Here is a 25,119-nt window from a genome sequence, read left to right as displayed (position 1 = left end):
CATGGGTTGCCAGTCTCAACTGTCCTGCCGTGACGGCTGCGGCGCCTGCTGCATCGCGCCGTCGATCGCTTCGCCGCTGCCGGGCATGCCCGACGGGAAGCCGGCCGGTGTGCCCTGCGCGCAGTTGCTGCCCGACTATCGCTGCGCGGTATTCGGCCAGCCCGAGCGTCCCGCGTTCTGCGGCGGCCTGCGGCCGTCGGCGGAGATGTGCGGCGACTCGCGCGAATCCGCGCTGCAATGGCTGACGCGGCTCGAAATCCTGACCGCGCCGGACCGCAGTCCATCCGAACCACACTGACGGAGCATTCCTGATGATCGTGACGTCCCGCCGGCGCTGGCTTGCCGCCGCCGGCATCGCCACCGCCGTGGCCGCCGCCGGCTGGCTGGCTGGCTGTGCCGGAATCGGCAACGAATATACCTTCTCTCAGTCGCAGCTTCAGTCGGCGCTCGAACGGAAGTTTCCGTTTAGCAAGCGTTATATGGAGTTGTTCGACGTCCAGCTGACCAATCCTCAGCTCGTGCTCGATGCCGCGAGGAATCGCGTGACCGTGCAGTTCGATGCGAAGGTCGATAACCGGCTGTTCTTCCGTCAGCCGCTCAATGGACGCTTCGCGCTCGACAGCGCGCTGCGCTACGATCCGCCGTCGCATTCGCTCGTGCTGCAGGACCCCGAGGTCAGGCAGTTCGACGTGCAGGGCCTGCCGGGCGAGTATTCGCGCCAGCTCAACGCGCTCGGCGGCATCCTCGCGGAGCAACTCCTGCAGGGCTATCCGCTCTATACGTTCAAGCCGGAGCAGCTGCGCTATGCGGGAATGCAGGTGGAGCCCGGTACAATCACGGTGCTGCCGGACGGCATCAACGTGAAGATCAACCGGCCGTAGTTCGCGACAACAAGAACATCTCAATTACCCGTAACGCATGGACATCGCACTCGCCCTGAAAGCCGTGATCCTCGGCATCGTCGAAGGACTGACCGAGTTCCTGCCGATCTCCAGTACCGGCCACCTGATCCTCGCCGGACAGTTGCTGGACTTCAATGACGAGAAGGGCAAGATCTTCGAGATCGTGATCCAGTTCGGCGCGATCCTCGCGGTCTGCTGGGAGTTCCGGCAGCGCATCATCAACGTCGTGGCGGGGCTGGCGACCGAACGGCGCGCGCAGCGCTTCGCGATCAACGTGATCGTCGCCACGATTCCCGCGATCGTGCTCGCGCTCGTGTTCGGCAAATGGATCAAGGCTCATCTGTTCAACCCGATCACGGTGGCGCTGGCCTTTATCATCGGCGGCTTCGTGATCCTGTGGGCGGAATGGCGCGAGGGGCGCCGGGGCACGGTGTCCCACCCGCAGGGCAATGCGCTGCTGGAGGCCGCGAAGGCCGGCGCGCCGCGCATCGAATCGGTCGATGACCTGAACTGGCGCGATGCGATCAAGGTCGGTATCGCGCAATGCTTCGCGCTCGTGCCGGGCACGTCGCGGTCGGGCGCCACGATCATCGGCGGCATGATCTTCGGCCTGTCGCGCCAGGTGGCCACCGAGTTCTCGTTCTTCCTCGCGATTCCGGTGATCTTCGGCGCGACCGTCTACGAACTGTACAAGGCGCGCTCGGTACTCTCCGCCGACGACCTCGGCATCTTTGCCATCGGCTTCGTGTTCGCGTTCCTGTCTGCGTTCCTGTGCGTGCGCTGGCTGCTGCGATTCGTGGCGACGCACGACTTCAAGCCGTTCGCGTGGTATCGCATCGCGTTCGGCGTGATCGTGCTGCTGACGGCGTACACGGGCATCGTGTCCTGGCACGCCTGAGCGGCCGCCTTACTTCTTCCGGAAGACGACGTCCCACACGCCGTGGCCGAGCCGCACGCCGCGGCGCTCGAACTTGGTGACGGGACGGTAGTCGGGCCGCTCGGCGAAGCCATCGGCCGCAGATGAGGTGTTCTCGAGCGCGGGCTCGCCGCGCAGCACCTCCACCATCTGGTGCGCATACTCTTCCCAGTCGGTCGCGCAGTGGATATACCCACCGGTCTTCAGCCGCGTGGCCAGCAGCTTGATCAGCGGCGGCTGCACGAGGCGGCGCTTGTTGTGGCGCTTCTTGTGCCACGGATCGGGAAAGAAGATATGCACGCCATCGAGCGACTGCTCGGTGAGCATATGCGCCACGACTTCGACCGCGTCATGCTGGAAGATCCGCACGTTGCCGAGGCCACGCTCGCCGATCTGCTTCAGCAGCGCGCCCACGCCGGGCTCGTGCACTTCACAGCCCAGAAAATCGTCCTGCGGGCGCAGCTGCGCGATATGCGCGGTGGTCTCGCCCATCCCGCATCCGATCTCGAGGATGGTCGGCGCGGTACGCCCGAACGTCGCGGCGATATCGAGCGGGCCGGGCGCGTAGGGCAGCATGAAGCGCGGCCCGAGTTCGTCGATGGCCCGCTGCTGCCCGATCGAGGTCCGCCCGGCACGGCGGACGAACGAGCGAATGCGGCGCGGATGCGCAACGTCTTCGGGAGGCGCGCCGGCAGGAGAGGTACCGGCCGTGTCGGCGTTGTCGTCCGGGGTCGGTTCGATCGGCTCTTGGGGAAGCATGGCAACAAAAAAGCCGCCGGGCGCGTCGCCAGTCATGGGAAAGACGGGCTGCCTGAGCGGCTTGTTTCAGTAAGAAGTGGAGCGGGCGATGGGAATCGAACCCACGTCTTTAGCTTGGGAAGCTAAGGTAATGGCCATTATACGACGCCCGCTATGGCTGGCTGGCGCGGATTGTAGCATGCGCCAGCCCTGGCTTTCAGTCCTCGATCCACTGCGCCAGACCGAAACCGGTCCGGCCGTATCCGTTGCCGTTATAGAGCATGTACCGCTTGCCGTCGTGATCGAACACGTACGGATACTCGATCATGTCGCTGTCCCAGCCGGCTTCCGATACCGCGATGCCCGCGTCGTCCATCGCCAGCCGCCAGTGGGTGCCATCCTCGCTGATGGCGCGGCCGATACGATATTTGTCGGTGGCGCCGCGGCAGGAGAACCACATGTCCAGGCCACCGCCGGGGCGCGATGCCACGGTCGGCCGGGAGAAGGCCTGCACCGTGCCGAGCTCGTACGGCACGGACAGGCCGTGTCGCGTCCAGTGCGTGCCGTCCGTGGACGACGCGGCATGGATGACGTGAAGCATCTCTCCGTTTCCCGCGTCCCAGGTGAGCGTCGAGCCGTACCACATGGCATAGCGGCCCTGCGCGTCCTGGATGACCCACGGATAGGACAGGCTCAGCGGATCGGTCGCGTCGGACCCGATGAACGGCTGGTCGCCATCGGCGCGGAGCGTCAGGTCGTCGTTCACGATGATCCGCCCGATGTCGCCGCGCCAATGGGTGCCCACATTGGCCTGCCATCCCATGAACAGCATGTAGCGCGTGCCGCCGGTCTCGTAGCAGCAGCCGATGCTGATGCCATCGGCGTAGTAACTGCCGGGCGCGCCGTTCACGAGGAACGGCTCGGCATGGTCGCACACGACGCGGCGTTGCACGATGTCGATATCCACTGCGCCGACCGACGATCGATTGCAGGCGTCGCGCGACGAATAGAAGACGCGATACACATCCCCCTCGAGCCATAAGGGCAAGGGGTTGGCGGCGTGCGTGGCCAGCTTCGGATGGCGGCCGGTTTCGGCGGGGCAATACAATTGCCCCAGCTTTTTCCAATGGCTCTTCATGCGTTCTGCTGATAAATCGCTTCGTCCCGCGCCGCCGCGGCAGTGGCTGCCGTGGCGGTCGCCGAAACGTTCGTGGCGGCGTTGACGTTACCCGCAGCCTCCTGATCCTGGCATCCGCATTCGGTGTCGACCACATAGATCGGCCGGCCCTTGCTCATCTCGAACGTTCGCGACACATAGATGCCCACCGCGCCTACGCTCGCGAGAATAAGACCCGTCGAAAACGAGATACCCACCGCGAGGCTCGTCCACCCTGGCGGCGGCGCGGAAACGATATGCCGGTATATGAAATACGCCGCGCCAAAAAAACTCAGTGCGGTAAAACCCATTCCGACGTACATGATCCAGGTCAGGAACACGCCGGTATGGAAGAACATGCCGCCGACCGCATGGCGCAGCAGGCGGGCCAGGCTGTACGAGCTGCGTCCGGCATGGCGCTCCGCGTGCGCATAATCCAGCGTGCCCGCATTGAATCCCAGCCATCGCAGGATCATCAGATAGTGGCGCTCCCGCTCGCCGAACCGCAGGAACGCATCGACGACCTTGCGGCTCAGGATACTGAAGGTGCCATAACTGCCTTCCACGGCTTCACGCATCGCAGCGCGCATGATCCGGAAGTAGAGCTTGGCCATCACCTGACGGAACATCGAATGCGTACGCTCCACGCGGCGGCCGAATACGAGGTCATGGCCCTCCTGCAGCTTGCGGTAGAGCTGCGGGATCAACTCGGGAGGATCCTGCAGATCGCAATCCATGACGACCACGTTATCGCCGCGGGCGCTGGCGAGTCCTGCCGTGATCGCAATATGCTGGCCGAAATTCCGGCTGAGCCGTACCCCGCGCACGGCGGGATAGCGTTGCGCGAGGCTCTCCGTGAGGGGCCAGGAATTGTCCGGGCTGCGATCGTCGACGATCACGATCTCGAAGGACTTGCCCATGCCCGCCAGCACCCGATGCAGGCGCTCGCATAGTTCCTCCAGGCAGCCGATACATCCGTAGGAGGGTATAACGACGCTGAGTTCGGGGCGGCTCAATTCGGAAAGGCTTTGAAGAGTGCGATTGTGCGTGGTTTGATCCATTGGCGCATTTTAACCGTAATGAAACATTCGATGCGACTAGAACTGCGCGTTTTATCGCGATATCTTCACTGCGCTTCTGCTAGTATGCACGCCCAGACAATGTCCGATAAGAGAAAAAATGGACCGACGCATCGACGGGTTGCGGGTCGTGGCATGCTTCATGGTCGTGCTGCTTCATGTGTCCTCGGCGCATATCCATGAGTTCGGGCCCACATGGTGGTCCGCAAACGTCTGGGATGGATTGTCACGCGCCTGCGTGCCGTTGTTCTTCATGCTGTCGGGCAGCACATTGCTCGGCCGCAGCGAGACGCTCACCGATTTTTTCCGCAAGCGGGCCCTGCGCATTCTGCTGCCGCTGCTGCTGTGGTCCTGCTTCTATCTATGGTGGCTACAGCATAACCATGTGCCCACCGGCAACTGGGTGCTGGCGATCCTCCGCGGTCCGACGATGTTCCACCTCTGGTATTTCTACGCCATTGCCGGACTATATTTGTTTATGCCGGTCATGCGCCGGTTTTATCAGAACGGCACGCAACAGGAGAAGCTTTTTTTCCTTGCGGTCTGGTTTCTCGTCGCATCGGTCTATCCCACGCTGCAGGGCCTCTACGGCGACGACGCGTGCGGTTATCTGAGGGCGGGAATCCTCGATGACGTCTACCATCTCCAGCATTTCGGCGGTTACCTTGGCTACATGGTCCTGGGTGCCTATCTGGCGGAGCGGCGTATTGCCTGGCAGAAGGGCGCGGCATTGTTTGCGGTATCGGCGGCCGGCACGATCCTGCTGACGTACTGGCTCTCCAGGCGGTTGGGGGCGCCCTGCGAGTTCTTCCATCTCTACCTTTCGCCACTGGTCGTGTTCGCCGCCGCGGGCGCATTTATCGCGTTTTTCGGCCAGCCGGCCGGACAGTCGAGTGCCCGCCTGCAATGGCTGTCGGGATGCACGCTCGGGGTCTATGGCCTGCATCCGTTCGTGATCGACCGGCTGCTGATCAGCCGCGGATGGATGAATCCGACGGGCTGGGTGTGGCTCGATCCGGTGATCGGCACCGTTGCGGTCTTCCTCGCGAGTCTGGCGGTGATCGGCCTGATACGCGTGATCAGGCCATTGCGCGCGATGGTGTGACGATCGGGCCGGTCAGACGATCATTCCACCGCGAGCGCGCACCGCGCCTCCACCGCGTCTCCGGGCCGCAGCCAGTGTAGCCCCTGCCCATGCCCGATAGCATTGGGCAACCCTGTCCACGGCTCGACGCAATAGAAGTCGGAAGCCGCGCCCTCGGTCCATGTGGTGATCGCATGCCACGGCGAGGCGGCCGCCAGCGACAGCCGGATCGTGCGCGGCGGTCCGTCCGTGCGGGGCATGACGAGGGTGCTGTCGTTGTCGCGCGTCTGCAAGACATGAAAGGTGTCCTGCAGACGGGCGTCGTCGAGCGCGTACCGCGTCTGGCCCGGCTCGGGCGGCGTCAGCGCCCCGTCGGCGGTCTGCCGCACGCGCAGCGCCGCGGGCAGGTCCAGCCGCGAGGTCGAACGGATCGTGTGCGGAAGGCGAAAGTAGAAATGATGCCCCGCGTACCATGGCAAGGGCGTATCGCCATGATTCGTGACGCGCAGCACGGCCTCCATGCCCGAATCGTCGAGCCGATACGTGACATCGAACGTGAACGCGAACGGATAGCTTTCCTGTGTGGCGGCCGACGCGGTCAGCACGAGCGTCACCGCATCGTCGGTCACCGCCTTCGTGGCGAAGGGCAAATCCCGCGCGAACCCATGCTGCGGCATGTCGCGCACCACGTCCTGCGCGTCGCGCCATTTGCCCGCCTCCCCATCGACGAAATGCCGGCCGATAAAGGGGAACAGCAGCGGATTGCCGCCGCGGACCTTGGCCACGCGGGTCCAGTCCGCATCGTCGGGCCAGTAAAGGATGTCTTCACCGCGGTGGACCCAGCGCACGAGGCGGCCGCCGTGTTCGGGGGCCAGTAGCAGGAAACTGTCGCCTTTGCCTACCCGCAGCAGGTCCTGTCCCTGAAAGCGTTCTGTGTTCATTTGTTGATGTTCCGTGCGGTGAGGAAGTCGTCGGCATAAGCAAAGTACCAGTCGAGGCTGTCCGGATTGGCCATCGCGTCGCGATTGGCGATCCGGTCGCGCGCATGGCCGAGCAGCAGCTTCTTGATCGGCACCTCCATCTTCTTGCCCGACAGGGTACGCGGCACCGCGGGCACCTGCACGATCTCGTTCGGCACATGGCGCGACGACAAGGCCGAACGGATGCGCGCGCACAGCGTGGCGCGCAGGGCGTCGTCGAGGGCCACGCCTTCGCGCAGCACCACGAACAACGGCATATAGGACTCGCGGCCGAGGTACTCGAGATCGACGACGAGGCTGTCGAGCACCTCGGGCAGTTCCTCGACCACGCGATACAGCTCGCTGGTCCCCATGCGGATGCCATGGCGGTTGATCGTGGCGTCCGACCGCCCATAGATGATGGCGCCGCCGCGCGACGTGATCTTGATCCAGTCGCCGTGGCGCCAGACGTTGGGCCACATGTCGAAGTAGCTGTCGCGATAGCGCCTGCCGTCGTCGTCGCCCCAGAGGAACAGCGGCATCGACGGCATGGGCGCCGTGCAGACGAGTTCTCCGACCTGATCGATCACGGGCCGGCCTTCGTCGTCGAACGCCTCGACGCGCGCGCCCAGGCAGCGGCACTGCATCTCGCCCGCATACACGGGCAGCAGCGGGCAGCCCGCGACGAACGCGCCGGCGAAGTCGGTGCCGCCCGAGATCGGCGCGATCCACAGGTCCTCCCGGACGGCGCGATGGATCCATGCGTAAGCCTCGGCCGGCAATGGCGAGCCGGTGGAGCCGATCGCGCGCAGCCGCGACAGGTCCGCTACCTCGGCGGGCACGATGCCGGCCTTCATATTGCCCGTGAAGAACGCCGCGCCGGCGCCGAACATCGTCACGCGCGCGGTCTCGGCAAAGCGCCACAGCACGCCCGCATCGGGCCAGCTGGGGTTGCCGTCGTAGAGCGCGATGGTCGCGCCGGCCAGCAGGCCGCCCACCTGCGCGTTCCACATGATCCAGCCGCTGCTGCTGTACCAGTGATAGACGTCGTCGGGCCCGATATTGGCGTGGAAGGCGAGCAGCTTGAGCTGTTCGAGCACGATCCCCCCATGGCCGTGGACGATCGGCTTCGGCATGCCCGTGGTGCCGGAGGAGTAGACGATCCAGAGCGGATGGTCGAAGGGCACCGGTGTCGGCGCCAGCGGGACGTCGTGCGAGAGCGTGTCCGCCCAGTCGTGCCACCGCACGCCCGGGCCTCCGGCATGTGCAGCGACAGCGGCTTCGGACGCGTCGCCAGACGGCACGCGCACGACATCGGTCAGCGAGGGCAGGGCAGCGACGAGATCGGTGACGAGAGCGGCAACGACCGCCGTGCGGTCGTGCATCCGGCCGCCATAGTGGTAGCGGTCGATGGCGACGAGGACCTTGGGCGCGATCTGCCGGAAGCGGTCGATCACGGCCACCTGGCCCATGTCGGGCGCGCAGCCGGACCAGATCGCGCCGAGGCTGGCCGTGGCGAGGAAGGCCACCACGGTCGCGGGAATATTGGGCAGGTAGCCCGCCACACGGTCGCCCTTGCCGACGCCCATGCCGCGCAGCGCATGCGCGAGGGAGGCCACTTCGGCTTCGAGCGTTTGCCAGCTGATGTCCGCCAGCGGCTGTGCCTCGCCCGCATGGCGGATGGCCGGGCGATCGCGCGCGGCGCCGGTGCCCGCATGGCGAAAGACCTGCTGGACGTAATTGAGCGTGGCACCGGGAAACCACCGCGCGCCGGGCATGATCCGGCGCTCGAGCACGGCGCTGGCGGGGGTGTCGAAGCGCACGTCGAAATACGCGCGCAGCGCGTCCCAGAATGCCTCGAGGTCATCGACCGACCAGCGCCACAGGCTCCCGTAGTCGGCGAAATCGAGGCTGCGGGTGTCGCGCAGCCACGTCATGAAGCGCGCGAGCTGGCTCTCGCGCGCGAACGCCGGTGCGGGCGTCCATAGCAAGGCACCTTCCTCGATGGGAAGCGTCATGTCTCCTCCTGGTCGGTTGGCGATCGTGCCGGGTGTCGTCTGCGCGACACGCCGGCCCATCATACCGACTCAGGCGGGGGTCCGGGGCGTCAGCGATCGAACAACGTTTCCCAGAGATCGTCCACGCGCGCCTTCACGGCGGCGTCCATGACGATCGGCGTGCCCCACTCGCGCGTGGTCTCGCCGGGCCACTTGTCGGTGGCGTCGATCCCCATCTTCGATCCGAGGCCCGACACGGGCGACGCGAAGTCGAGGTAGTCGATCGGCGTGTTGTCGACGAGCACGGTGTCGCGCGTGGGGTCCACGCGCGTGGTGATCGCCCAGATCACCTCCTTCCAGTCGCGCGCGTCGATATCGTCATCGACCACGACGATGAACTTCGTATACATGAACTGCCGCAGGAAGCTCCACACGCCGAACATCACGCGCTTGGCGTGGCCCGCGTACTGCTTCTTCATGCGGACCACCGCCATGCGGTAGCTGCAGCCCTCGGGCGGCAGGTAGAAGTCGGTGATCTCGGGGAACTGCTTCTGCAGCAGCGGCACGAACACCTCGTTCAGCGCCACGCCCAGCATCGCGGGCTCGTCGGGCGGCTTGCCCGTGTACGTCGAGTGATAGATCGGGTCGCGCCGCATGGTGATGCGATCGATCGTGAAGACCGGGAACCAGTCCTGCTCGTTGTAGTAGCCGGTGTGGTCGCCGTACGGGCCTTCGAGCGCATGCTCGTAGCCGCTCGGGTGGTTCGGATCCGGCTGGATATGGCCTTCCAGCACGATCTCCGCCGAGGCGGGCACGTTCAGCTCGGACAGCGTCGGCGTAATGCAGCCGGCCAGCGCGGTGCGGCTGCCGCGCAGCAGGCCCGCGAACTGGTATTCGGACAGCGTGTCGGGCACCGGCGTCACCGCGCCGAGGATCGTCGCCGGATCGGCACCGAGCGCCACAGCTATCGGAAAAGGCTGACCCGGGTGGCGCTGGGCATGCTCGCGGAAGTCGAGCGCGCCGCCGCGATGCGCGAGCCAGCGCATGATGACCTTGTTGCGGCCGATCACCTGCTGGCGATAGATCCCGAGGTTCTGGCGCTTCTTGTTCGGACCGCGCGTCACCACGAGGCCCCATGTGATCAGCGGCGCGATATCGCCGGGCCAGCAGGTCTGGATGGGCAGGCGCGCCAGATCGACGTCGTTGCCTTCCCACACGACCTCCTGGCAGGCGGGGCTGCTGACGCGCTTTGGCGCCATGTCCCATACGGACTTGGCCAGCGTGAACAGCTTGCCGGCCTCGCGCAGGCCGCGCGGCGGCTCGGGCTCCTTGAGCACGGAGAGCACGCGGCCGATGTCGCGCAAGTCGGCCAGCGACTCCGCGCCCATGCCGAGCGCGACCCTGCGTGTCGTGCCGAACAGATTGGCCAGGACGGGCACGCTATAGATAGCGTCACGGCCGTCGTTGTGACCACCGTTGTGCCCGCCGCCGTGCGCATTGTCGCGCGGCTTTTCGAACATCACCGCGGGGCCGCCCGCGCGCAGGATGCGGTCGCAAATCTCCGTCATTTCCAGTCGCGGCGAGACGGGTTTGGCGATGCGCTTGAGTTCGCCCTGCGATTCCAGTTGCGCGACGAAATCGCGCAAGTCTTTGTATTGCATAGAAATTCGTCCAAAGAGCGCGCCTTTCGGAGTGGCGCACCCGGCTTGGGAAGGGGTGGATAACAATACACACACGACCGCAACGAAGCAAAAAAAATGTGTCGGAACGCGTCGTGAAATTGTAAAGATTGTCGCGGTCAGAGACTGTTGGCAATGTCCGGCAAGCAAGGCCAGCACTGACATTGCGCCCGGCCACGTGATGCTTGCGAGACCTCAATGAGCCTGTTACATATAGCTAGAAGTAGTAGATGCAATATTTTTTATGCTTGACGAGATATAAAAGCGTTCCTACAATCCGGTCTGCTTCATGAGGTGTTGCGTCGCAACATGGCTTTTTTCCCACTGTCAAGTGGGTGCTGCAGAAAAAGCCATCGCCCGATCGCCCTCATCGGACCGCTGGCGAGAGCCTTGGCGGTAAGCATGTTTAGCGGCAGGGCGCGTTCCCCCAAGAGCGTACCCTGTTTCACGTTGGGCGCACGGGGAGCGCCCTGCCAACAGATGCTGGCCATCACCTGCTAGATGGTTGCGGCATCCTTACTTGAATACGTTGAGATCGGGCTCGCACGGTGTTGGTCACCTGTGCGCATGCAGCGGACAGCGGATGGAGGTAAGTATGAGCGGTTGGAAAACCCTTCATCTTCCCGGCGTCGGGCGGGCATTGCAGGTCCGCCTCAGACGTCCGGTACCCGGTGTGAACGGGCCGTTGCAATTGCGCCTGGCTCACCCGGTTGCGAGCCGTGCCTTGCGAGGCGGCCGCACGACCTTGAAGTACACGCTGAATAGCCTGGGCGTGTTGTCGGTTGCCGCGGCGGTTTCGCTGACGGTGAGCCAGCAATGGCGTACCTCGCTGGCCGGCGCGCTGGCTGGCAAGGAAGCGCCCTCGGTGCTGATCGGCGCCGCCATGTTGTCCGCACCTGTCGCTTCGGCGCATGCGAACAACGGCGTGCCGGCGGTTTCGGCCGATGCGGCCGCGGCGCGGCTCGGTGCCTCGGCCGGCAACGGCAGGAGCGTTGCGGCAGCTGGCCTGCCGACCGTGTCCGGCGTAGACGAGTGGAGCGTGGCGTCGGCCGCGAAGGTGCCCTCGGTGGCGCATCTGGCCGCACAGATTCCGGTCCAGCGCGTTGCCATGGATGCCCGCAATTCGGCGACGCTCGGCACCGCCCGTGAACAGGCGACCGTGGCCGAGTACATCGCGCGCAAGTATCGCGTGGCGTCGCAGGCGACGGGACAGCTCGTGAAGGCGGCATACCTGACCGGCCGCGAGGTCGGCATCGACCCGCTGCTGATCCTCGGGGTCATCGCGATCGAGTCCAGCTTCAACCCCTATGCCGAAAGCGGTGTGGGCGCGCAGGGCCTGATGCAGGTCATGACCAAGGTGCACTCGGACAAGTACGAGGCCGTGGGCGGTGTGGCCGAAGCGCTGAATCCGTACGCCAATATCAAGATCGGCGCACTGGTGCTCAAGGATTGCATCGCGCGTGCCGGCTCGATCGAGGGCGGTCTGCGTTTCTACGTCGGCTCGACCACGAACGGCGACGGCGGCTATGGCGCGAAGGTCCTGGCCGAACGGGCACGGCTGCGTGCGCTGCTGGGCCTGCCGAGCGAGTCGGCACCGGCCAAGCAGAACGACAGCAAGCCGGCGACGGAAAAGCTCGAGGCATCGGGCAGTACCGCGCAGGCGGCCTGATTACCGCAGGCCCCCACAGCAAAAAAGGCTCCCGCAAGGGAGCCTTTTTTGTTTTCCGGCCCGCGCGCTGTCAGTCCTGCTTCCGGTAGATATGCTTGATGACGGATACGGGCCGCTGCTTCGTCTGCAGGAAGATCTTGGCGATATAGATGCCGATGATGCCGAGGAACAGCATCACGAGGCCTCCGATCATCCAGATCGACACGGCCAGCGTGGTCCAGCCGTCCACGGGAATGCCGAAGATGAATTTCTGGGCGATCAGCCATATGGCGTACAGGAACGACACGCCCGACACGCCGAGTCCCGAATAGAAGACGAGCTTCAGCGGCTTTTCGCTGAAGGACGTCACGGCCGAGGTGAAGGCCGCGATCTTGCGCTTGAGCGTGTACGTCGTCGTGCCCTTGTGCTGCTTGTTCACCGCAAGCGGGATCTGCCGATAGCCCACGGCCGACATGATGCCGCCCAGGAACATCGTCTCTTCCTTGAACTGGACCAGCGAGGTCACATAGCGACGCGACATGATGCGCGCGATCGTCCAGTTCTCGGGCACTTCGGTGTCCGACAGATAATTGAACAGCTTGTAGAACGCGGCGCCGCTCATGCGCTCGAAGAACTTGCCTTTGCGCGTCTCCTGCACGCCATAGACGACGTCGCAGTCTTCCGCCTCGAATTTCTCGTAGAACGCGCCCAGCGTTTCGGGCGGCTCCTCGAGATCGCAATCGATCAGGAACACGCGCTCGCCGCGCGCATGAGAAAGGCCCTCCATAATGGCCTTGTGATGGCCGAAATTGCGCGAAAGATCGATGACCACGACGTGCTCGTCATGGCGCTGGATACCGAGGGCAAGATCGAGGGAGTTGTCCGGAGATCCGTCGTTGACGAAGACGATCTCGTAACTGACGCCGAGCTTCGACAATTCCGCGCCGATTCTCGTGTAGAACGCCGCAAGATACGGTGCCGACTGGTAGAGGGTGGTGACGACCGAAAGCTCCGGCATCGGCGCGCTATCTTCTCGCATCGTCACGGCTGGCGGTACCAGAGACATTCTCCCCACGCGGGGAAACGGCCGGTCTGATCGTAGAGTTCATGGTAGATCCCCAGGCGTTTGGTGAAGCCGGCGGCGGCGAAGAGGCGATCGATATCGGCTTCGAGCGGGCAGGACTGATAGTTCATGATCAGATTGACCTCGCAGATCACCACATCCACCTGCTGGAGAAATGCGCTGGCGCCGGAAAGGGCCAGCAGTTCCGCGCCCTGGATATCGAGCACCATCAGGCGGACGCGGCCGGCCAGATCGAACTGCGCAGCCAGATGATCGATGGTGGTCACATCGACCTGATACCTCGATGCCGAATCGAAGACCGGCACGATCGCCCCGAGTCTGTCCAGATCGAGCAGGCCTGACGACTCCATGCCGCCCTTGGTGGTCCGATGCACCACGAACTCGGTTTGTCCTTCCCGATCGCCTACCGCGGTGGGGACGATATGGACGGCGTCATCGGCGTCGAACTTCGCGGATAGTTGCGGCAGGACCTCCGGATTGGCTTCCACGAGATAAATGGGCGCATAGCCATGGTCCCGATACGCGGCCACTTCTTCGCCCATATGGGCGCCCACATGCAGCACGCCGCGCGCCGCGCCCGGCAGGTTCAGCGCGTCGATTTCCTTCAGGAACGTGCGGATGCACAGGTCGTGATCGTCGGGGAGAATCAACTGCTTCATGACGTTTGAGTCCGGGAAGGCTTCACTGAAATGTCTTTCACGTGATCGGAGTGAATGATGATGGGCATGATGATCCAGCGGCCCCTGTCGGTCTCCCACTGCAGTGCCTCGTCATCGTCGATGGATGCGACGCCATGCTTGACCCCGGGGGAGGCGAGGATCAGATCGCCCTTCTTCGTCAGGGGATCGATATTCACGATGCCGTACTCGGGATCGTTGATATAAAGGCCGCCTTTTCGATAGTCCTCGCCCGGCGTGGACGCCTGGATGATGGTCTGTACCTTCGCAAACGGCGAGACCGGATCGATATGCTCTTCCTGGCCGCCGCCGCCCGGCGGGTACTGGTGGCAGACGATCCGCGCGATCGGGCCCGCCGACGGCACGTTGGACCGGTACGCCGCGAAGCTGGACCCGGCCGCGCGCGCCTTCAGTTCAAAGATTTCCTCGAAGCCCGGAAATTCCGCGAACGTCGCGAAATTGTCGTTCCACGGGTGGAAATAGTACCCATGCTGCGTCGATCTGACGAACGCCTGCGGATACTGGTGGTGAATGCGATGGTAATCGGGACAGCCGTCGAGGCAGGGGTGCCAGGAGGCGGGCGTTTCGCGCGAGAGCCCGATACAGAAATGCTTGAAATCATCGACCCGCTTCTCATCCATGAAATTCCGGACGATAAACACCTCGCGCTCGATCCGGTCGATGAGAAGTTCGGGGCTGGCGACGAAGGCCTGCCACTGTGCGGTATTGATGAGGTTGATCTTCATGGCGTCCCATTGCTCGCTGATGCGAGTCTAGATTACTACACATGCATGGCTGGCAGGCCCTGGGCTGCCATGAGAATCATCGCAGGAAATGATGCAGCCGCTGCATCGCCTCCTCGATGTTCTCCATCGACGTCGCATAGGAGATGCGCAGGTAGTCGCGTGCCGTGTGGGGGCCGAAGTCGGTGCCCGGCACCATCACCACGCCCGCGTCGTGCAGGATGGCCTGCGTCAGGCGGTCCGCGTCGCCCGCGAACGGATGGTTGATATGGCGGCAGTCCGCGTAGACGTAGAACGCCCCGTCTGGCTTGACGGGCACGCGCAGCCCTAGCGCTTCCAGCGCCGGCACGATCGCGTCGCGGCGGCGGTGGAATTCCGCCTTGCGCGCATCGTAGATCTCGAGCGCGGCCGGCGAGAAGCAGGCGAGGGCGGCGTGCTGGGCCACCGCCGAGGCGCAGATAAACAGGTTCTGCGCCACCTTCTCGAACGCCGACACCAGCGCATCGGGCACGACGAGCCAGCCGAGGCGCCAGCCCGTCATGTTGAAGTACTTGGAGAAGCTGTTGACCGTGACGACGTCGTCGTCGAGGGATAGCGCCGAGACGGGCGGGCCGTCGTACGACAGGCCCTGATAGATCTCGTCGACGATGGCGAAGCCGTTGCGCGCGCGGACTTCGGCGAGGATCTTGCGCAGCTCGTCGGGCAGGATCGATGTACCGGTCGGATTGGACGGCGACGCCAGCAGCACGCCGCGCGTGTCCACGCCCCAGTGGGCCGCGACCTGTTCCGCCGTGAGCTGGAAGCGCTCGGCGGGGCCGCTCGGGATCATGCGGGCATGGCCGTCGAACGCCGCCACGAAATGGCGGTTGCACGGGTAGCTCGGATCCGGCATCAGCACCTCGGCGCCGATCTCGACGAGCACCGCGCAGGCCAGCAGCAGCGCGCCCGAGGCGCCCGCCGTGACGATCACGCGCCGTTCGGGGATATCGATGCCGTAGGCCGTCTTGTAGTAGCCGGCGATGGCCTCGCGCAGTGCGTGGATGCCGAGCGCGCCCGTGTACTGCGTCACACCGCGCCGCATCGCGGCTTCCGCCGCGTGGACGACGGGCGCGGCAGCCGTGAAATCGGGCTCGCCGATGCCCATATGGATGACGTGGCGGCCGGCACGCTCGAGTTCGGCCGCCTGCTTGGCCAGTTCCATGACATGGAACGGTTCGATATGGGCCAGCCGTGCGGCCGTGGCGAGGTGCCGGGGTTCCATGCGCGGGGACTCGGGTGGGGGATTAACGACGGGCGGCGACTTCCGGCGCGCGCACCTGGGCGGCCAGCTTGTCCAGCACGCCATTCACATACTTGTAGCCTTCCACACCGCCAAACGTCTTGGTCAGTTCCACTGCTTCGTTGATCACGACCTTGTACGGAATGTCGAGGCAGTGCACGAGCTCGTAGCTGCCGACCAGCAGCGCCGCGCGTTCCACGGGCGACAGTTCGTCCACGGTACGGTCGAGGAACGGCTCGAACGCGGCCGTCAGGCGCGCTTCTTCCCGCACGGCGCCGTTGAGCAGCGCGTCGAAATGTTCGCGGTCGGCCTTGTTGAAGCCCTGCGCATCATGCAGGTGAGCCTGGATCGCGCCAATGTCGTTGCGGTTCAGCAGCCACTGGTACAGGCCCTGGAGTGCCAGTTCGCGCGAGCGGCGGCGCGCGCTCTTCGGCGGTGCCTTGGGCTCGGGGCGGGCCTGCTGGCCCGGTTTGCCGGCCTGATCGCCGGTATCGCGCGTGTCACTCATCATCGTCCTCGTCGTCTTCTTCGCGCTCGTGGTCGCGCAGCGAATCCAGCGCGGCGACCAGATTGGCCATTTCCACGGCGGCGCGCGCGCAGTCGCGGCCCTTCTCGCGCGTACGGGCGTGGGCCTGTGCGTCGGTATCGACGGTCAGCACGCCGTTGGCGATCGGCAGGTTGAAGTCCAGGCCGACACGCGTGATGCCCTGGCCCGACTCGTTCGACACGAGTTCGAAGTGGTACGTCTCGCCGCGCACGACGGCGCCCAGCGCGATCAGCGCGTCGAACTGGCCGCTCTCGGCCATCTTCTGCAGCGCGAGCGGAATCTCCAGCGCGCCCGGCACGGTCACGACCAGCGTGTCCTCGCCTTCCACGCCGAGCTTCTCGAGCTCGGCGACGCAGGCTTCGCGCAGTTCGTCGCAGACCGGCTCGTTGAAACGGCCCTGCACGATGCCGATGCGCAGGCCTTCACCATCCATATTGCTGGGGTAGAAGCCGTGATCCATTGTCATTTCTCCTGTTGTTCGGTGTGTTTGCGTGGGCGGTGCTCAGTCGCAGGACGGTTCGCCGTCCATCGGCTGGCAGCCCGTGACTTCCAGATCGTAACCGGTCATGCTCGGCATCTTCTGTGGCGAGCCGAGCACGCGCATCTTGCCGACGCCGATATCGCGCAGGATCTGGGCACCCACGCCGTAGATCAGCAGGTCCGGCTTGCGGCGCGGACGCTCCTGCGGGGCGTCGAGTGCCGAGAACTGCGCGAGCAGCTGGTCCGGGGAGTCGCCGCAGTTCAGCAGCACCACCACGCCGGCGTCCGAGCGGCCCACGGCCTCGAGCGCGGCCGCGACGCTCCACGAGTGCGTGGTGCGCGAGATTTCGAGCACGTCCAGCACGGACAGCGGCTCGTGCACGCGGACCAGGGTCTCGCGGTCGCGCTTCGGTTCGCCCTTGACCAGCGCCAGATGGGCGCGGCCGCTCGCCTTGTCGCGATAGGCCACGGTGCGGAACGCGCCGAAGGGCGTCTGCATCGCGCGTTCGCCCATGCGTTCGATCATGCTTTCGGTCCGGCTGCGGTAGTGGATCAGGTCCGCGATGGTGCCGATCTTGAGGTCATGCTCGCGCGCGAACTCGATCAGGTCCGGCAGCCGGGCCATCGTGCCGTCGTCCTTCATGATTTCGCAGATGACGGCGGCCGGGGTCAGGCCGGCCAGCGCGCCGAGGTCGCAGCCGGCTTCGGTATGGCCGGCGCGAATCAGCACGCCGCCGGGCTGGGCGGTCAGCGGGAAGATATGGCCGGGCTGGACCAGGTCCGACGGACGCGCGTCGCGGGCCACGGCGGCCTGGACGGTGCGCGCGCGGTCGGCCGCGGAAATACCGGTGGTCACGCCTTCGGCGGCTTCGATCGATACCGTGAAATTGGTGCCGTGCACGGTGCCGTTGCGCGAGACCATGGGCTGCAGGTCCAGCTGGCGGCAGCGCTCGGCGGTCAGCGTCAGGCAGATGAGCCCGCGGCCGAACTTCGCCATGAAATTGATGGCTTCCGGGGTCACGAAATCCGCGGCCAGGACCAGATCGCCCTCGTTCTCGCGATCTTCCTCATCGACGAGAATGACCATGCGGCCGGCGCGGATGTCGGCGATGATGTCTTCGGTACGGGCGATTGTCATGGCAGGGGCGACTCTGGAAACTGGGCGGAGGCCGGAGAGGAGGGCTGGTGCGAGGCGCCGTGCGCCGCCGCGGTCAAGGCCGGACAGTCCCGGCCGGGAATCAAGGCCGGTATTGTACGCCAAGCGGCCGCTTCCCATCACCGCCGCCGGGGGCCGCACGCGCTGGACAAGGGCGGTCAAGTGCGGTACATCGCCATATCAGTTCACCGGAACCACAGGAGGCCCGTGTCCATGACCGCCATCGATCCCCAGCTCATCGCCGAACTGGCGCCCACGGGCGCCCTGCGCGCGTCCATCAACGTCGGCAACCCGATCCTCGCGAATCTCGACGCGGACGGCAAGCCGTTCGGGGTATCGATCGATCTCGCGCGCGAATTCGCGCGCCGGCTCGGGATGGATGTGCAGCTCGTGGTGTTCGACGCCGCGGGCAAGTCCGTGGATGCCGTGACCCACGAGCAGGCGGACTTCGGATTCTTTGCGATCGATCCCGTGCGCGGCGCGGGGATCTCGTTCACGGCGCCGTACGTGCTGATCGAAGGCGCCTATCTGGTGCGCGAAGACTCGCCGCTGCGCGACAACGCCGAGGTCGATCAGCCGGGCCGCCGGGTGACGGTGGGCAAGGGCAGTGCCTACGACCTCTACCTGACGCGCGAACTCAAGCACGCCGAGATCGTGCGCGCGCCGACGTCGCCGACGGTGGTCGCCACCTTCCTCGAACAGCATCTGGATGTCGCGGCCGGTGTGCGCCAGCAGCTCGAGGCCGACGCGGCGCGCGTGGGCGGCGTGCGCCTGCTGCCGGGGCGCTTTATGGTGATCCAGCAGGCGATGGGCGTGCCGAAGTCGCGCCCGCCCCAGGTGGTGGAATTGCTACGCCGGTTCGTCGAGGACATGAAGGCCAGCGGGTTCGTCGCGGCCGCGCTCAAGCGGCACGGCATCGAGGGGGCCTCGGTCGCGCCGGTGCAGGGCTAGCCAGCTTAACCCGCGTTGGGGGTGGCGCCGGCCGACAGCATGCGCTCGACGTAGCGCGCGATTAGGTGGAATCGGCCCGCAAAGCCTTGCCTGGCAAGGGGGCAGCTTCGGATGATACGAAGGTATACCGTCAGAAATACCGTCACGAGTCCGAGCCTGGGGCAGCTAGCCGCCGGTATACAGCGATAGACGCCCGCAGCAATTCGGCGGTTCACGAGACTTCGTTTCATCCAACCTTGGATGGGGGCGCGTCGCGTCGCTTCTGCGCCGCATGGCAAAATTTCTGGTTCCTCGAAGTTTCCGTCGGGCCTACCGCTTGATTAGTTTTGAAGCAGGGGGAGCTTGTCGAGCGAAAGCGCCGCTGCGCGGGCGACGACCCGCAGGCCTCCTCCGACTCGCGCCCGCGCCGCAAGTGGCTAAGGCCCTCCGGCACTAGATCCAACTGGCCCATCACGTTTTGCGCCTGTAGGGCCAGTTTTCCTCCCCCGCGAGCGAAGCCAGCGCCTCGTGAGAGTGAGCTTCCGCGTCGTGGATCCGCTGGTGCGGAGACTTGTTAATGAGCACGAGGTTGTCCGGATCGAGGCTTTTGCTCGGCTGATCGGCTTGCCGCTCGATGTGATGCACTTGGGCGTCCGTTTGCAAGGGTTCGCCGGTAACCTGGCAGGCGGTGATATTTTCAGCCTTGAGCATCTGCTGTTTCAGCTTCGGCAGCGTCTTTCGGATGTGCGACTCGACCAACGCCCGGCGCTTTTCCAACTCAGGGTTGTCGCGGAAGGCGTTTACGCAGGCTTCAGCGTCCTTGAGTCGCTCGATCTTGTAGACGTCCCGCGGCTCCTGGATCCGACGGGAGAACTCCTTGTTCAGCGCAGGCGTGGCGATGTACCGCGTGTGCCCATCCTGCATCTTGTCCTCATTTGGCAGGTCGTTGTAGAGCTGGTTCACACCCGGTTTATCCGTGGCGAGAAGGTGTGCCAATGCGGACGTGGGAATATAGGGCTTGCCGTCGGGCGTGAAAACACCGCCGGTTGTAATCAGTGTACGTGTCTTGGATGCGTCCTCCGGGGTAATGTGGTCCTTGGCCTCGGGGAATTTCAAATCTAGGGTTTCAGCCGAGTGAACGACAGGCAACTGGTCCTTAGGCATCGTCATCCTCGTCAACCGGCTCCGTCATGACCGTGTACAAATCCCGCAATACTTGGAACGCGACATCGTCGCCTCCCTTGTCGCTATGCACCTGCTGAGAAATCGACCGAAACCATTGTTTAGCGAGCTTCTTGTTTCGGTAGTGTGCCTCCGTGATCCCCAAGAGCTCGTTGCGCGCACTTCCTTGAAGCTTCGTTAGGTAGAAGACGAGCTCGGCTTGGCGGGAGACAAAGGGGCCCGGGCGAAAGTCCAGCCACTTTTCCTGCAGAGTTTGCACTACCAGCAGGAGGTCAGCGTAGGTCTTGGCGTCGATTCTCAGGGGTTGGACGATGGGCTCTAGCTGCCGACGGATTTCGTCGACGGAGCCGAGTTTTTCCAACGCTCCCAACGTTTGTATCTTTGCTATGTCCATAGTATTGAGCGTGCATGCAGCGACGTGCTGCCGGTGGCACCATATTACTGGCTTATTGGTCGGGACTGTTTTGCGGTGGCAAACGTAAGCTCAAACGACGCTCGTCAGTGCGCTATCCCGGCCGATTCGGCCACGACTGGCGAGCCGGATCTTTCCACTGCCGACAAGCACTGATTTCGCGAGTCCGAGCCTAGGGCGCTAGCTGCTGGCGGTGGACGTCGAGAGACGCCACACACGCATTTCAGCAGTTCACGAGAGATCGTTCCGCGGTTCCTGGTGATCCGACCGGATGACGGGCGCCGCTTCTGGGCCGTTTTGCCAAAGTTATTTGGTCGTTGATTGGCAACAACGCCTCCTGGTACGCTGCCGATTCGACCAACCTCGGCTCGCCGATGCAACTGTTGGTTGTCACCTGCGCCGCAGCGCCCTCGAATCCGCCGATTCGATTCGTTGATCCTTCGAACGCCTCCCCGGACGTCCACTCGATAATCTGATGCCGCCAGGCAGGCGTTGCTGCGCACATCTTCATGACATTTTCGAGGAGTGCCACATGGCCACCATACCGACCACCGTCACCTCATCCCCGGAGGGGTTTCAACCGGCGTTTGCGCGGGTCCAGCAGGAAGGGGATTTCGACGACGCATTCGCTTGCATCGCCATGCTTACCGGAAAGACCTTGGCGGAGATCCGCAAGCAGGCGATTGATAGATTCGGCCACCCGCCCCACGGCCCTTACTATATTTCCGAGCAGTTGATCACGGCGCTGCTGGCAAACCACGGACTGGTGGGAACGGTCTATAAGGAGGCGGCGACCTTGGCCGACCTGCCAGATCTGGCTTTGGCAATGGTTGACTACAATCCCGAAATCGAGCTAGGGCGGCACGTGGTGTTTCATCGCGCAAAGGCCAGCCATGCGCCCAAGACCATCGTGGAATACATGGTCGACCCAGCCTACTGGGTGAGCGAGGCACAGCGCATCCGGGTCGAGTTCAAGGATTGCCAACCAGCCTGGTATATCGGAATTCACGCAATGAGCAAGGCTCCCTCGGCCAAGTAGCAGGAGCTAGCGCAGCCCACCCGGGTTCATGAACGTTGGTGGCCCTTGGTGGGCGCATCCTCTTCAACCAGCGCGGTTGCAAATCGAGATATTGCGCTCGCCGCGCTCGACGGAGCTGATGTAGTTGACATGCAGGTCGGCCGCCTCCGCGACCTTCTCCTGTATCAAGCCTTTGTCTTTGCGGATGCGCCGCAGATTGGCGGCGAACAGCATCTGCGCCCCACACTTTTGCGTTTGGATTCCCGTGACGGAAGTGCCGCGCATTACCAAACGTAAAGTGTGTCTTTCACTCTTCTATGACCAAGACAGCCATGACCCAGACGAACAAGAAAATCGTGTCAAGAACACGTCCCGACGCCGTTAGCTGGGTTCCCTCCGTCTTTCAAAGCGGCCCGGTGCGAATGCTACTTGCCACCGTGCTCCTCGGCGCATCGCTAGCAGGTTGCAGCAGCAAGCCAGGCAGCGACGATCTTGAGCGGGAGCTTGTGCATGCCTATCGATGTCCCCTGCTTGATGTCGCTGATGTGAAGAAAGTTGATGGTGCGTCTGACGGAAACAACGCATACCAGATCGCCTACAGCTTTCGCCTTGAGCTGAAAGGCGGCAAGGACGCAGCTGCGAAGCTGCTCCCGGAATGGTCGTCATTGAGCAAGCAAGAGCGTGCGGCGAAGATTGAACTAGAGCAGGCAGTGATGGCTGCAGCCTTTGCGGGAGTCGGCAGCGGTAAAGTATCCGATGCCGCGGTCCAAGCCGTCCAGCGTCGCGACGATGCGCAAGCTCGCCGAGAACAAGTCGCAGCTCGTATCAAGCAAATCCTGCCCTGTGAGACGCCAGGAGCGCAATTGGCACTTTCTTCACTTCTTGGGGAGGCCGAGGCTCAGATGAATGCTGATGCGAGGCAAGCGGCCATGCCAATTGGTTTGAAAGCCAAGGGCGCGGGCATGATGACAAAAGGCGAAAGCAGCTGGCATTTCGCTGGCGATGTTCCGCCGTTTGGCGTTGAGGAAGTAATTGTTAGTGAGCCCGTCGTCTATGCAGCGCCTAGTCAGGCCGTGCCCGCAGCTCCAGCGCAAAAGCCAGTGCCAGTTGCGCATGCCAAGTCTGACGACGTTGGTCGAGCAGGAATGCCAACTATCCCGGCAAGCGACAAAGAAAAGCAGCCCCAGGCTGAGACTACCTCGCGCGGCCCTAGCTTTGACTGTGATCGCGCATCGACCCGCATCGAGAAGATCATCTGCGCTGACGCGAAACTTTCGTCGCTCGACGCAGTGATGGTGGATGCTTACAAGGCGGCTATCGCCAGAACGTCAGATAAGGACGCTTTGAAGAAGCAGCAGAGCGATTGGCGCCACAAAGTTCGCGATGCCTGCGGCGATGACGCCTGCCTTTCCAGCGCATATCAACAGCGGATTTCGTCCCTGAGATAGTTGCCGGCGCTCCTTTCGCGATCCAACGTTCCCGCGTGGTAGCCCGAACCCTCAAGGAGCCAAGGCTCCGGCCTTGGCTAAGACGCCTTCTACTTCCAGGGTGGCACCCTCGATGTATTGTCCGAGTCGGATGCCCGGCGCTGCTAGTTAGTTTCTCTCGCTTGGCGCCTTCCAGTGAAGCAACATTTCCACGGGTCTGCTCTCGCCTACCAGTTCCTTTGCGAGTGAAATGCGGCCCAGCAGTCGTTGCCGTTCATCGGCGCCAAGGCGCTCAGCCGCTTGCACCGCTTCCGTGAAGTAGGCGTCAATTCGACGTGCTTCGTCCCAGGTTGCAATGGCTGCAAGCAGATCCTTTAGCGCATCCTGCCGGCATTTCTCTTGCCGCGCGCGTTTCTCCTCTTCCCGCCGGCGTTGCTGCTCGTACTCCCACCGTCTGTGCTCTTCCTCGGCCCGAATTCTCGCGGCCTCCAGCTGTACGCTCAGTTCAGGGCCCGCTGCTTCCAACTCCTGCACGATGCTCGGCACCATTGAAGAGAACTGCCCAGGCTTTGTCTCGGACCATCGCTTGACCCAACTGACCCGCCACGAGGGGCAGTACGCCTGCAAGCAAAGGCGACCAGAAGCCAAGTCCTTTGTCGTCGTCCAGTACCTGGGCGCCTGGTACCTGCGACGTTGCTCGGGAGTCAGGCTTCGAACCGGTACGTACTCGCTATTGCCGACGTAGAGCATCTCGACGACTTCTGTCATCTCGAAGAGCGTCAATCCGATGGGCACATCACCGACGTACACCACCGTTGGTCGCTCAGGCGCCCAGGCGCTTTGCTGGTAGTGGTTCTTTCTGGGCGTCTCGCGTAGGTCAACCTCAGATCGCTGCATCTGTACGCCTGTCGGAGCAATCGTCACTCGGTGCCCGCGCGAGGTCAGCGTTCGGAACAGCTTGTCGGTAGCATCGATGGCAGCGTCCAGCCTCTCCTTCGAAGAAAGGACATCGACCAATAATCGCTAAAATGGGCGCATGATGCCGGTTTCGCTATCGCGAGTCTTCTCGAAGAAGGGCTTGATGCCGTCCAGCAGCGGGTGCAAGTGCCTCTCTGTCTTCGTCTGGTGAGACCGGCGCCTTACGCTCGGTGCCACCACGGGCACGCCATCGACGGTCGGCGCGGGAGCCTTCACTATCCTTTTAGCCGCCCGCTCATTGGTGCCGATGAAGTCCCCTGGGCTCCATTCACCAATATCACCTGCTCTAGCTTCCGGCAATGCGGGCTTTGCGGGCGCCTTTCCGAACTCAAGTTGCGCCCAGTACCCCCGAGGTGGTCGAGGCACACGCAGCTCAGTACACACCCGAGCCATGTAGCTCGACGATACCCCCAGTCGTTCGGCAACTCGAAGCATGGGCTCCCGCCAGACAAGCTCGTATAGCTGCTCACGGGACAGTGGAGCCACCTTCGCACTAGCCAGCTCGCCGCCTGTCGGCTCACGCGCTTCTTCTGTCACGACAGCCCTCCTTGCAAGATTTGCACATCCCCAGCGCAAGACGGTCAACATTTATGGAAACCTACTTTCAGGCCGGGTGCTATCACCGACACTCGATTTTCCGGTCGTTCGTATCCTACTAGCAGATCTTCACGACGCCTGTAAGGCAAGCTCGCCCGGTTCCCTTCAAATAGCTGGCTGACCTTTGGATTTCGCTCGGCTCCTCGGGAACGATGATGCCTGAAGGCGAGACGGGCTTGGCCGAGTGGGACCGGGGCATGTTCGAGCCTCGGTCAAGGCAACTACGCGGTGACTGTGCTTGATTGCCAGGTTCTTGCTGAACATGTGTTAGTCGCGCATATGGCAGGTAGCATCAACGCTGACGAGATTTCGATTTGCATCTCCTTTCACGGCCCAACCACCTGAAGAGAACGGACGATCATCAGGGCCCGCTGGCGATTCCTGATTTGACTGCCAAAGTTATTTTCGCCTTGTTCCGGTGTTGACACTGGCGTAGCGTGCCGAAATGGCG

At 63.7% G+C, this 25,119-nt stretch carries 25 protein-coding genes and 1 tRNA gene; 8 read left to right on the top strand and 18 right to left on the bottom strand.

The genetic code is table 11. From position 1 onward, the window contains the following. The first annotated feature begins 1 nt into the window (after window position 1). Genes FOB72_RS11390 through FOB72_RS11380 form a run of 3 tightly spaced genes read left to right on the top strand, consistent with a single transcriptional unit; the run spans window position 2 to window position 1,800 of the window. Window positions 2-298: a YkgJ family cysteine cluster protein gene (locus FOB72_RS11390; protein WP_150372610.1), complete on the top strand. Its 297-nt coding sequence runs from the start codon at window positions 2-4 to the stop codon at window positions 296-298. A gap of 13 nt (window positions 299-311) precedes the next feature. Further along, on the top strand, window positions 312-881 hold the full coding sequence (locus FOB72_RS11385; protein ID WP_150372609.1) for a DUF1439 domain-containing protein: 570 nt from the start codon (window positions 312-314) through the stop codon (window positions 879-881). Between the two features lie 37 nt (window positions 882-918). Further along, a complete protein-coding gene (locus tag FOB72_RS11380; RefSeq protein ID WP_150372608.1) occupies window positions 919-1,800 on the top strand; it encodes an undecaprenyl-diphosphate phosphatase in 882 nt (293 codons plus the stop codon). A 9-nt stretch (window positions 1,801-1,809) separates the two neighbouring features. Here the strand turns inward: FOB72_RS11380 and trmB are convergent, their stop codons facing one another. From trmB to FOB72_RS11360, 4 genes are all read right to left on the bottom strand, one after another. Then, the gene (gene trmB, locus FOB72_RS11375) at window positions 1,810-2,577 is read right to left on the bottom strand and encodes a tRNA (guanosine(46)-N7)-methyltransferase TrmB (protein ID WP_150372607.1); all 768 of its coding nucleotides are present in this window, start codon (window positions 2,575-2,577) and stop codon (window positions 1,810-1,812) included. Window positions 2,578-2,654: 77 nt separating this feature from the next. Beyond that, a tRNA-Gly gene (locus FOB72_RS11370) sits at window positions 2,655-2,729 on the bottom strand. A gap of 44 nt (window positions 2,730-2,773) precedes the next feature. Further along, entirely contained in the window at window positions 2,774-3,694 is a 921-nt protein-coding gene (locus tag FOB72_RS11365; RefSeq protein WP_150372606.1) for a hypothetical protein, read from the bottom strand. Next, window positions 3,691-4,773 carry a glycosyltransferase family 2 protein gene (locus tag FOB72_RS11360; RefSeq protein ID WP_150372605.1) on the bottom strand — a complete coding sequence of 361 codons (1,083 nt, stop codon included), beginning with the start codon at window positions 4,771-4,773 and terminating at the stop codon, window positions 3,691-3,693. The genes FOB72_RS11365 and FOB72_RS11360 overlap by 4 nt, the downstream gene beginning before the upstream one ends. A 118-nt stretch (window positions 4,774-4,891) precedes the next feature. Between FOB72_RS11360 and FOB72_RS11355 the strand changes: the two genes are divergently transcribed. Then, on the top strand, window positions 4,892-5,896 hold the full coding sequence (locus tag FOB72_RS11355) for an acyltransferase (RefSeq protein ID WP_150372604.1): 1,005 nt from the start codon (window positions 4,892-4,894) through the stop codon (window positions 5,894-5,896). Between the two features lie 20 nt (window positions 5,897-5,916). Here the strand turns inward: FOB72_RS11355 and FOB72_RS11350 are convergent, their stop codons facing one another. The 3 genes from FOB72_RS11350 to ubiD all read right to left on the bottom strand — a co-directional run bounded on the left by FOB72_RS11350 (window position 5,917) and on the right by ubiD (window position 10,492). Further along, complete coding sequence (locus tag FOB72_RS11350; protein ID WP_150372603.1) at window positions 5,917-6,816, bottom strand: aldose epimerase; 900 nt, start codon at window positions 6,814-6,816, stop codon at window positions 5,917-5,919. Next, a complete protein-coding gene (locus FOB72_RS11345; RefSeq protein ID WP_150372602.1) occupies window positions 6,813-8,852 on the bottom strand; it encodes an acetoacetate--CoA ligase in 2,040 nt (679 codons plus the stop codon). The genes FOB72_RS11350 and FOB72_RS11345 overlap by 4 nt, the downstream gene beginning before the upstream one ends. Before the next feature lie 89 nt (window positions 8,853-8,941). Then, window positions 8,942-10,492, bottom strand: coding sequence for a 4-hydroxy-3-polyprenylbenzoate decarboxylase (gene ubiD, locus FOB72_RS11340; protein WP_150372601.1), 1,551 nt, complete (start codon window positions 10,490-10,492; stop codon window positions 8,942-8,944). 613 nt (window positions 10,493-11,105) lie between these two features. On the opposite strand from ubiD, the gene FOB72_RS11335 reads away from it, so the two are divergent. Next, window positions 11,106-12,179, top strand: coding sequence for a lytic transglycosylase domain-containing protein (locus tag FOB72_RS11335; RefSeq protein WP_150372600.1), 1,074 nt, complete (start codon window positions 11,106-11,108; stop codon window positions 12,177-12,179). Between the two features lie 70 nt (window positions 12,180-12,249). Here FOB72_RS11335 and FOB72_RS11330 read toward each other — a convergent pair whose 3' ends face one another. The 7 genes from FOB72_RS11330 to ribBA form a co-directional block, all read right to left on the bottom strand. Continuing rightward, the gene (locus FOB72_RS11330) at window positions 12,250-13,176 is read right to left on the bottom strand and encodes a glycosyltransferase family 2 protein (protein WP_150372599.1); all 927 of its coding nucleotides are present in this window, start codon (window positions 13,174-13,176) and stop codon (window positions 12,250-12,252) included. A gap of 23 nt (window positions 13,177-13,199) precedes the next feature. After that, window positions 13,200-13,901, bottom strand: coding sequence for an FkbM family methyltransferase (locus FOB72_RS11325; RefSeq protein ID WP_150372598.1), 702 nt, complete (start codon window positions 13,899-13,901; stop codon window positions 13,200-13,202). Beyond that, a complete protein-coding gene (locus FOB72_RS11320) occupies window positions 13,898-14,665 on the bottom strand; it encodes a hypothetical protein (RefSeq protein ID WP_150372597.1) in 768 nt (255 codons plus the stop codon). Before FOB72_RS11320 ends, FOB72_RS11325 begins: the two co-directional genes overlap by 4 nt. 76 nt (window positions 14,666-14,741) lie before the next feature. Further along, window positions 14,742-15,923, bottom strand: coding sequence for a pyridoxal phosphate-dependent aminotransferase (locus FOB72_RS11315; RefSeq protein WP_150372596.1), 1,182 nt, complete (start codon window positions 15,921-15,923; stop codon window positions 14,742-14,744). Between the two features lie 22 nt (window positions 15,924-15,945). Then, the gene (nusB, locus tag FOB72_RS11310) at window positions 15,946-16,449 is read right to left on the bottom strand and encodes a transcription antitermination factor NusB (protein ID WP_150373871.1); all 504 of its coding nucleotides are present in this window, start codon (window positions 16,447-16,449) and stop codon (window positions 15,946-15,948) included. Continuing rightward, on the bottom strand, window positions 16,442-16,948 hold the full coding sequence (gene ribH / locus FOB72_RS11305; protein WP_150373870.1) for a 6,7-dimethyl-8-ribityllumazine synthase: 507 nt from the start codon (window positions 16,946-16,948) through the stop codon (window positions 16,442-16,444). Before ribH ends, nusB begins: the two co-directional genes overlap by 8 nt. Window positions 16,949-16,990: 42 nt before the next feature. Beyond that, window positions 16,991-18,106 carry a bifunctional 3,4-dihydroxy-2-butanone-4-phosphate synthase/GTP cyclohydrolase II gene (ribBA, locus tag FOB72_RS11300; protein ID WP_150372595.1) on the bottom strand — a complete coding sequence of 372 codons (1,116 nt, stop codon included), beginning with the start codon at window positions 18,104-18,106 and terminating at the stop codon, window positions 16,991-16,993. Window positions 18,107-18,337: 231 nt separating this feature from the next. Between ribBA and FOB72_RS11295 the strand changes: the two genes are divergently transcribed. Continuing rightward, window positions 18,338-19,075 carry an ABC transporter substrate-binding protein gene (locus tag FOB72_RS11295; protein WP_150372594.1) on the top strand — a complete coding sequence of 246 codons (738 nt, stop codon included), beginning with the start codon at window positions 18,338-18,340 and terminating at the stop codon, window positions 19,073-19,075. A 450-nt stretch (window positions 19,076-19,525) separates the two neighbouring features. Here the strand turns inward: FOB72_RS11295 and FOB72_RS11290 are convergent, their stop codons facing one another. Beyond that, window positions 19,526-20,218, bottom strand: a complete 693-nt coding sequence (locus FOB72_RS11290) for an HNH endonuclease (protein WP_150372593.1) — start codon at window positions 20,216-20,218, stop codon at window positions 19,526-19,528. Further along, window positions 20,211-20,630 (bottom strand): hypothetical protein, encoded by a 420-nt coding sequence (locus FOB72_RS11285; RefSeq protein ID WP_150372592.1) that lies wholly within the window; start codon window positions 20,628-20,630, stop codon window positions 20,211-20,213. The genes FOB72_RS11290 and FOB72_RS11285 overlap by 8 nt, the downstream gene beginning before the upstream one ends. 550 nt (window positions 20,631-21,180) lie before the next feature. On the opposite strand from FOB72_RS11285, the gene FOB72_RS11280 reads away from it, so the two are divergent. Next, entirely contained in the window at window positions 21,181-21,687 is a 507-nt protein-coding gene (locus FOB72_RS11280; RefSeq protein WP_150372591.1) for a hypothetical protein, read from the top strand. A gap of 63 nt (window positions 21,688-21,750) precedes the next feature. Here the strand turns inward: FOB72_RS11280 and FOB72_RS11275 are convergent, their stop codons facing one another. After that, complete coding sequence (locus tag FOB72_RS11275) at window positions 21,751-21,900, bottom strand: helix-turn-helix domain-containing protein (protein ID WP_223851310.1); 150 nt, start codon at window positions 21,898-21,900, stop codon at window positions 21,751-21,753. A 98-nt stretch (window positions 21,901-21,998) separates the two neighbouring features. On the opposite strand from FOB72_RS11275, the gene FOB72_RS11270 reads away from it, so the two are divergent. Continuing rightward, window positions 21,999-23,114, top strand: a complete 1,116-nt coding sequence (locus FOB72_RS11270; RefSeq protein WP_191002144.1) for a lysozyme inhibitor LprI family protein — start codon at window positions 21,999-22,001, stop codon at window positions 23,112-23,114. A gap of 147 nt (window positions 23,115-23,261) precedes the next feature. Here FOB72_RS11270 and FOB72_RS11265 read toward each other — a convergent pair whose 3' ends face one another. Next, window positions 23,262-23,990, bottom strand: coding sequence for a hypothetical protein (locus tag FOB72_RS11265; protein ID WP_150372588.1), 729 nt, complete (start codon window positions 23,988-23,990; stop codon window positions 23,262-23,264). Window positions 23,991-25,119 lie beyond the last annotated feature (1,129 nt).

The sequence above is a fragment of the Cupriavidus pauculus genome (assembly GCF_008693385.1).
Taxonomy (GTDB): domain Bacteria; phylum Pseudomonadota; class Gammaproteobacteria; order Burkholderiales; family Burkholderiaceae; genus Cupriavidus; species Cupriavidus pauculus_D.
Note: the sequence above shows the minus strand (reverse complement) of the source record. Positions and strands in the feature narration are given on the sequence as shown.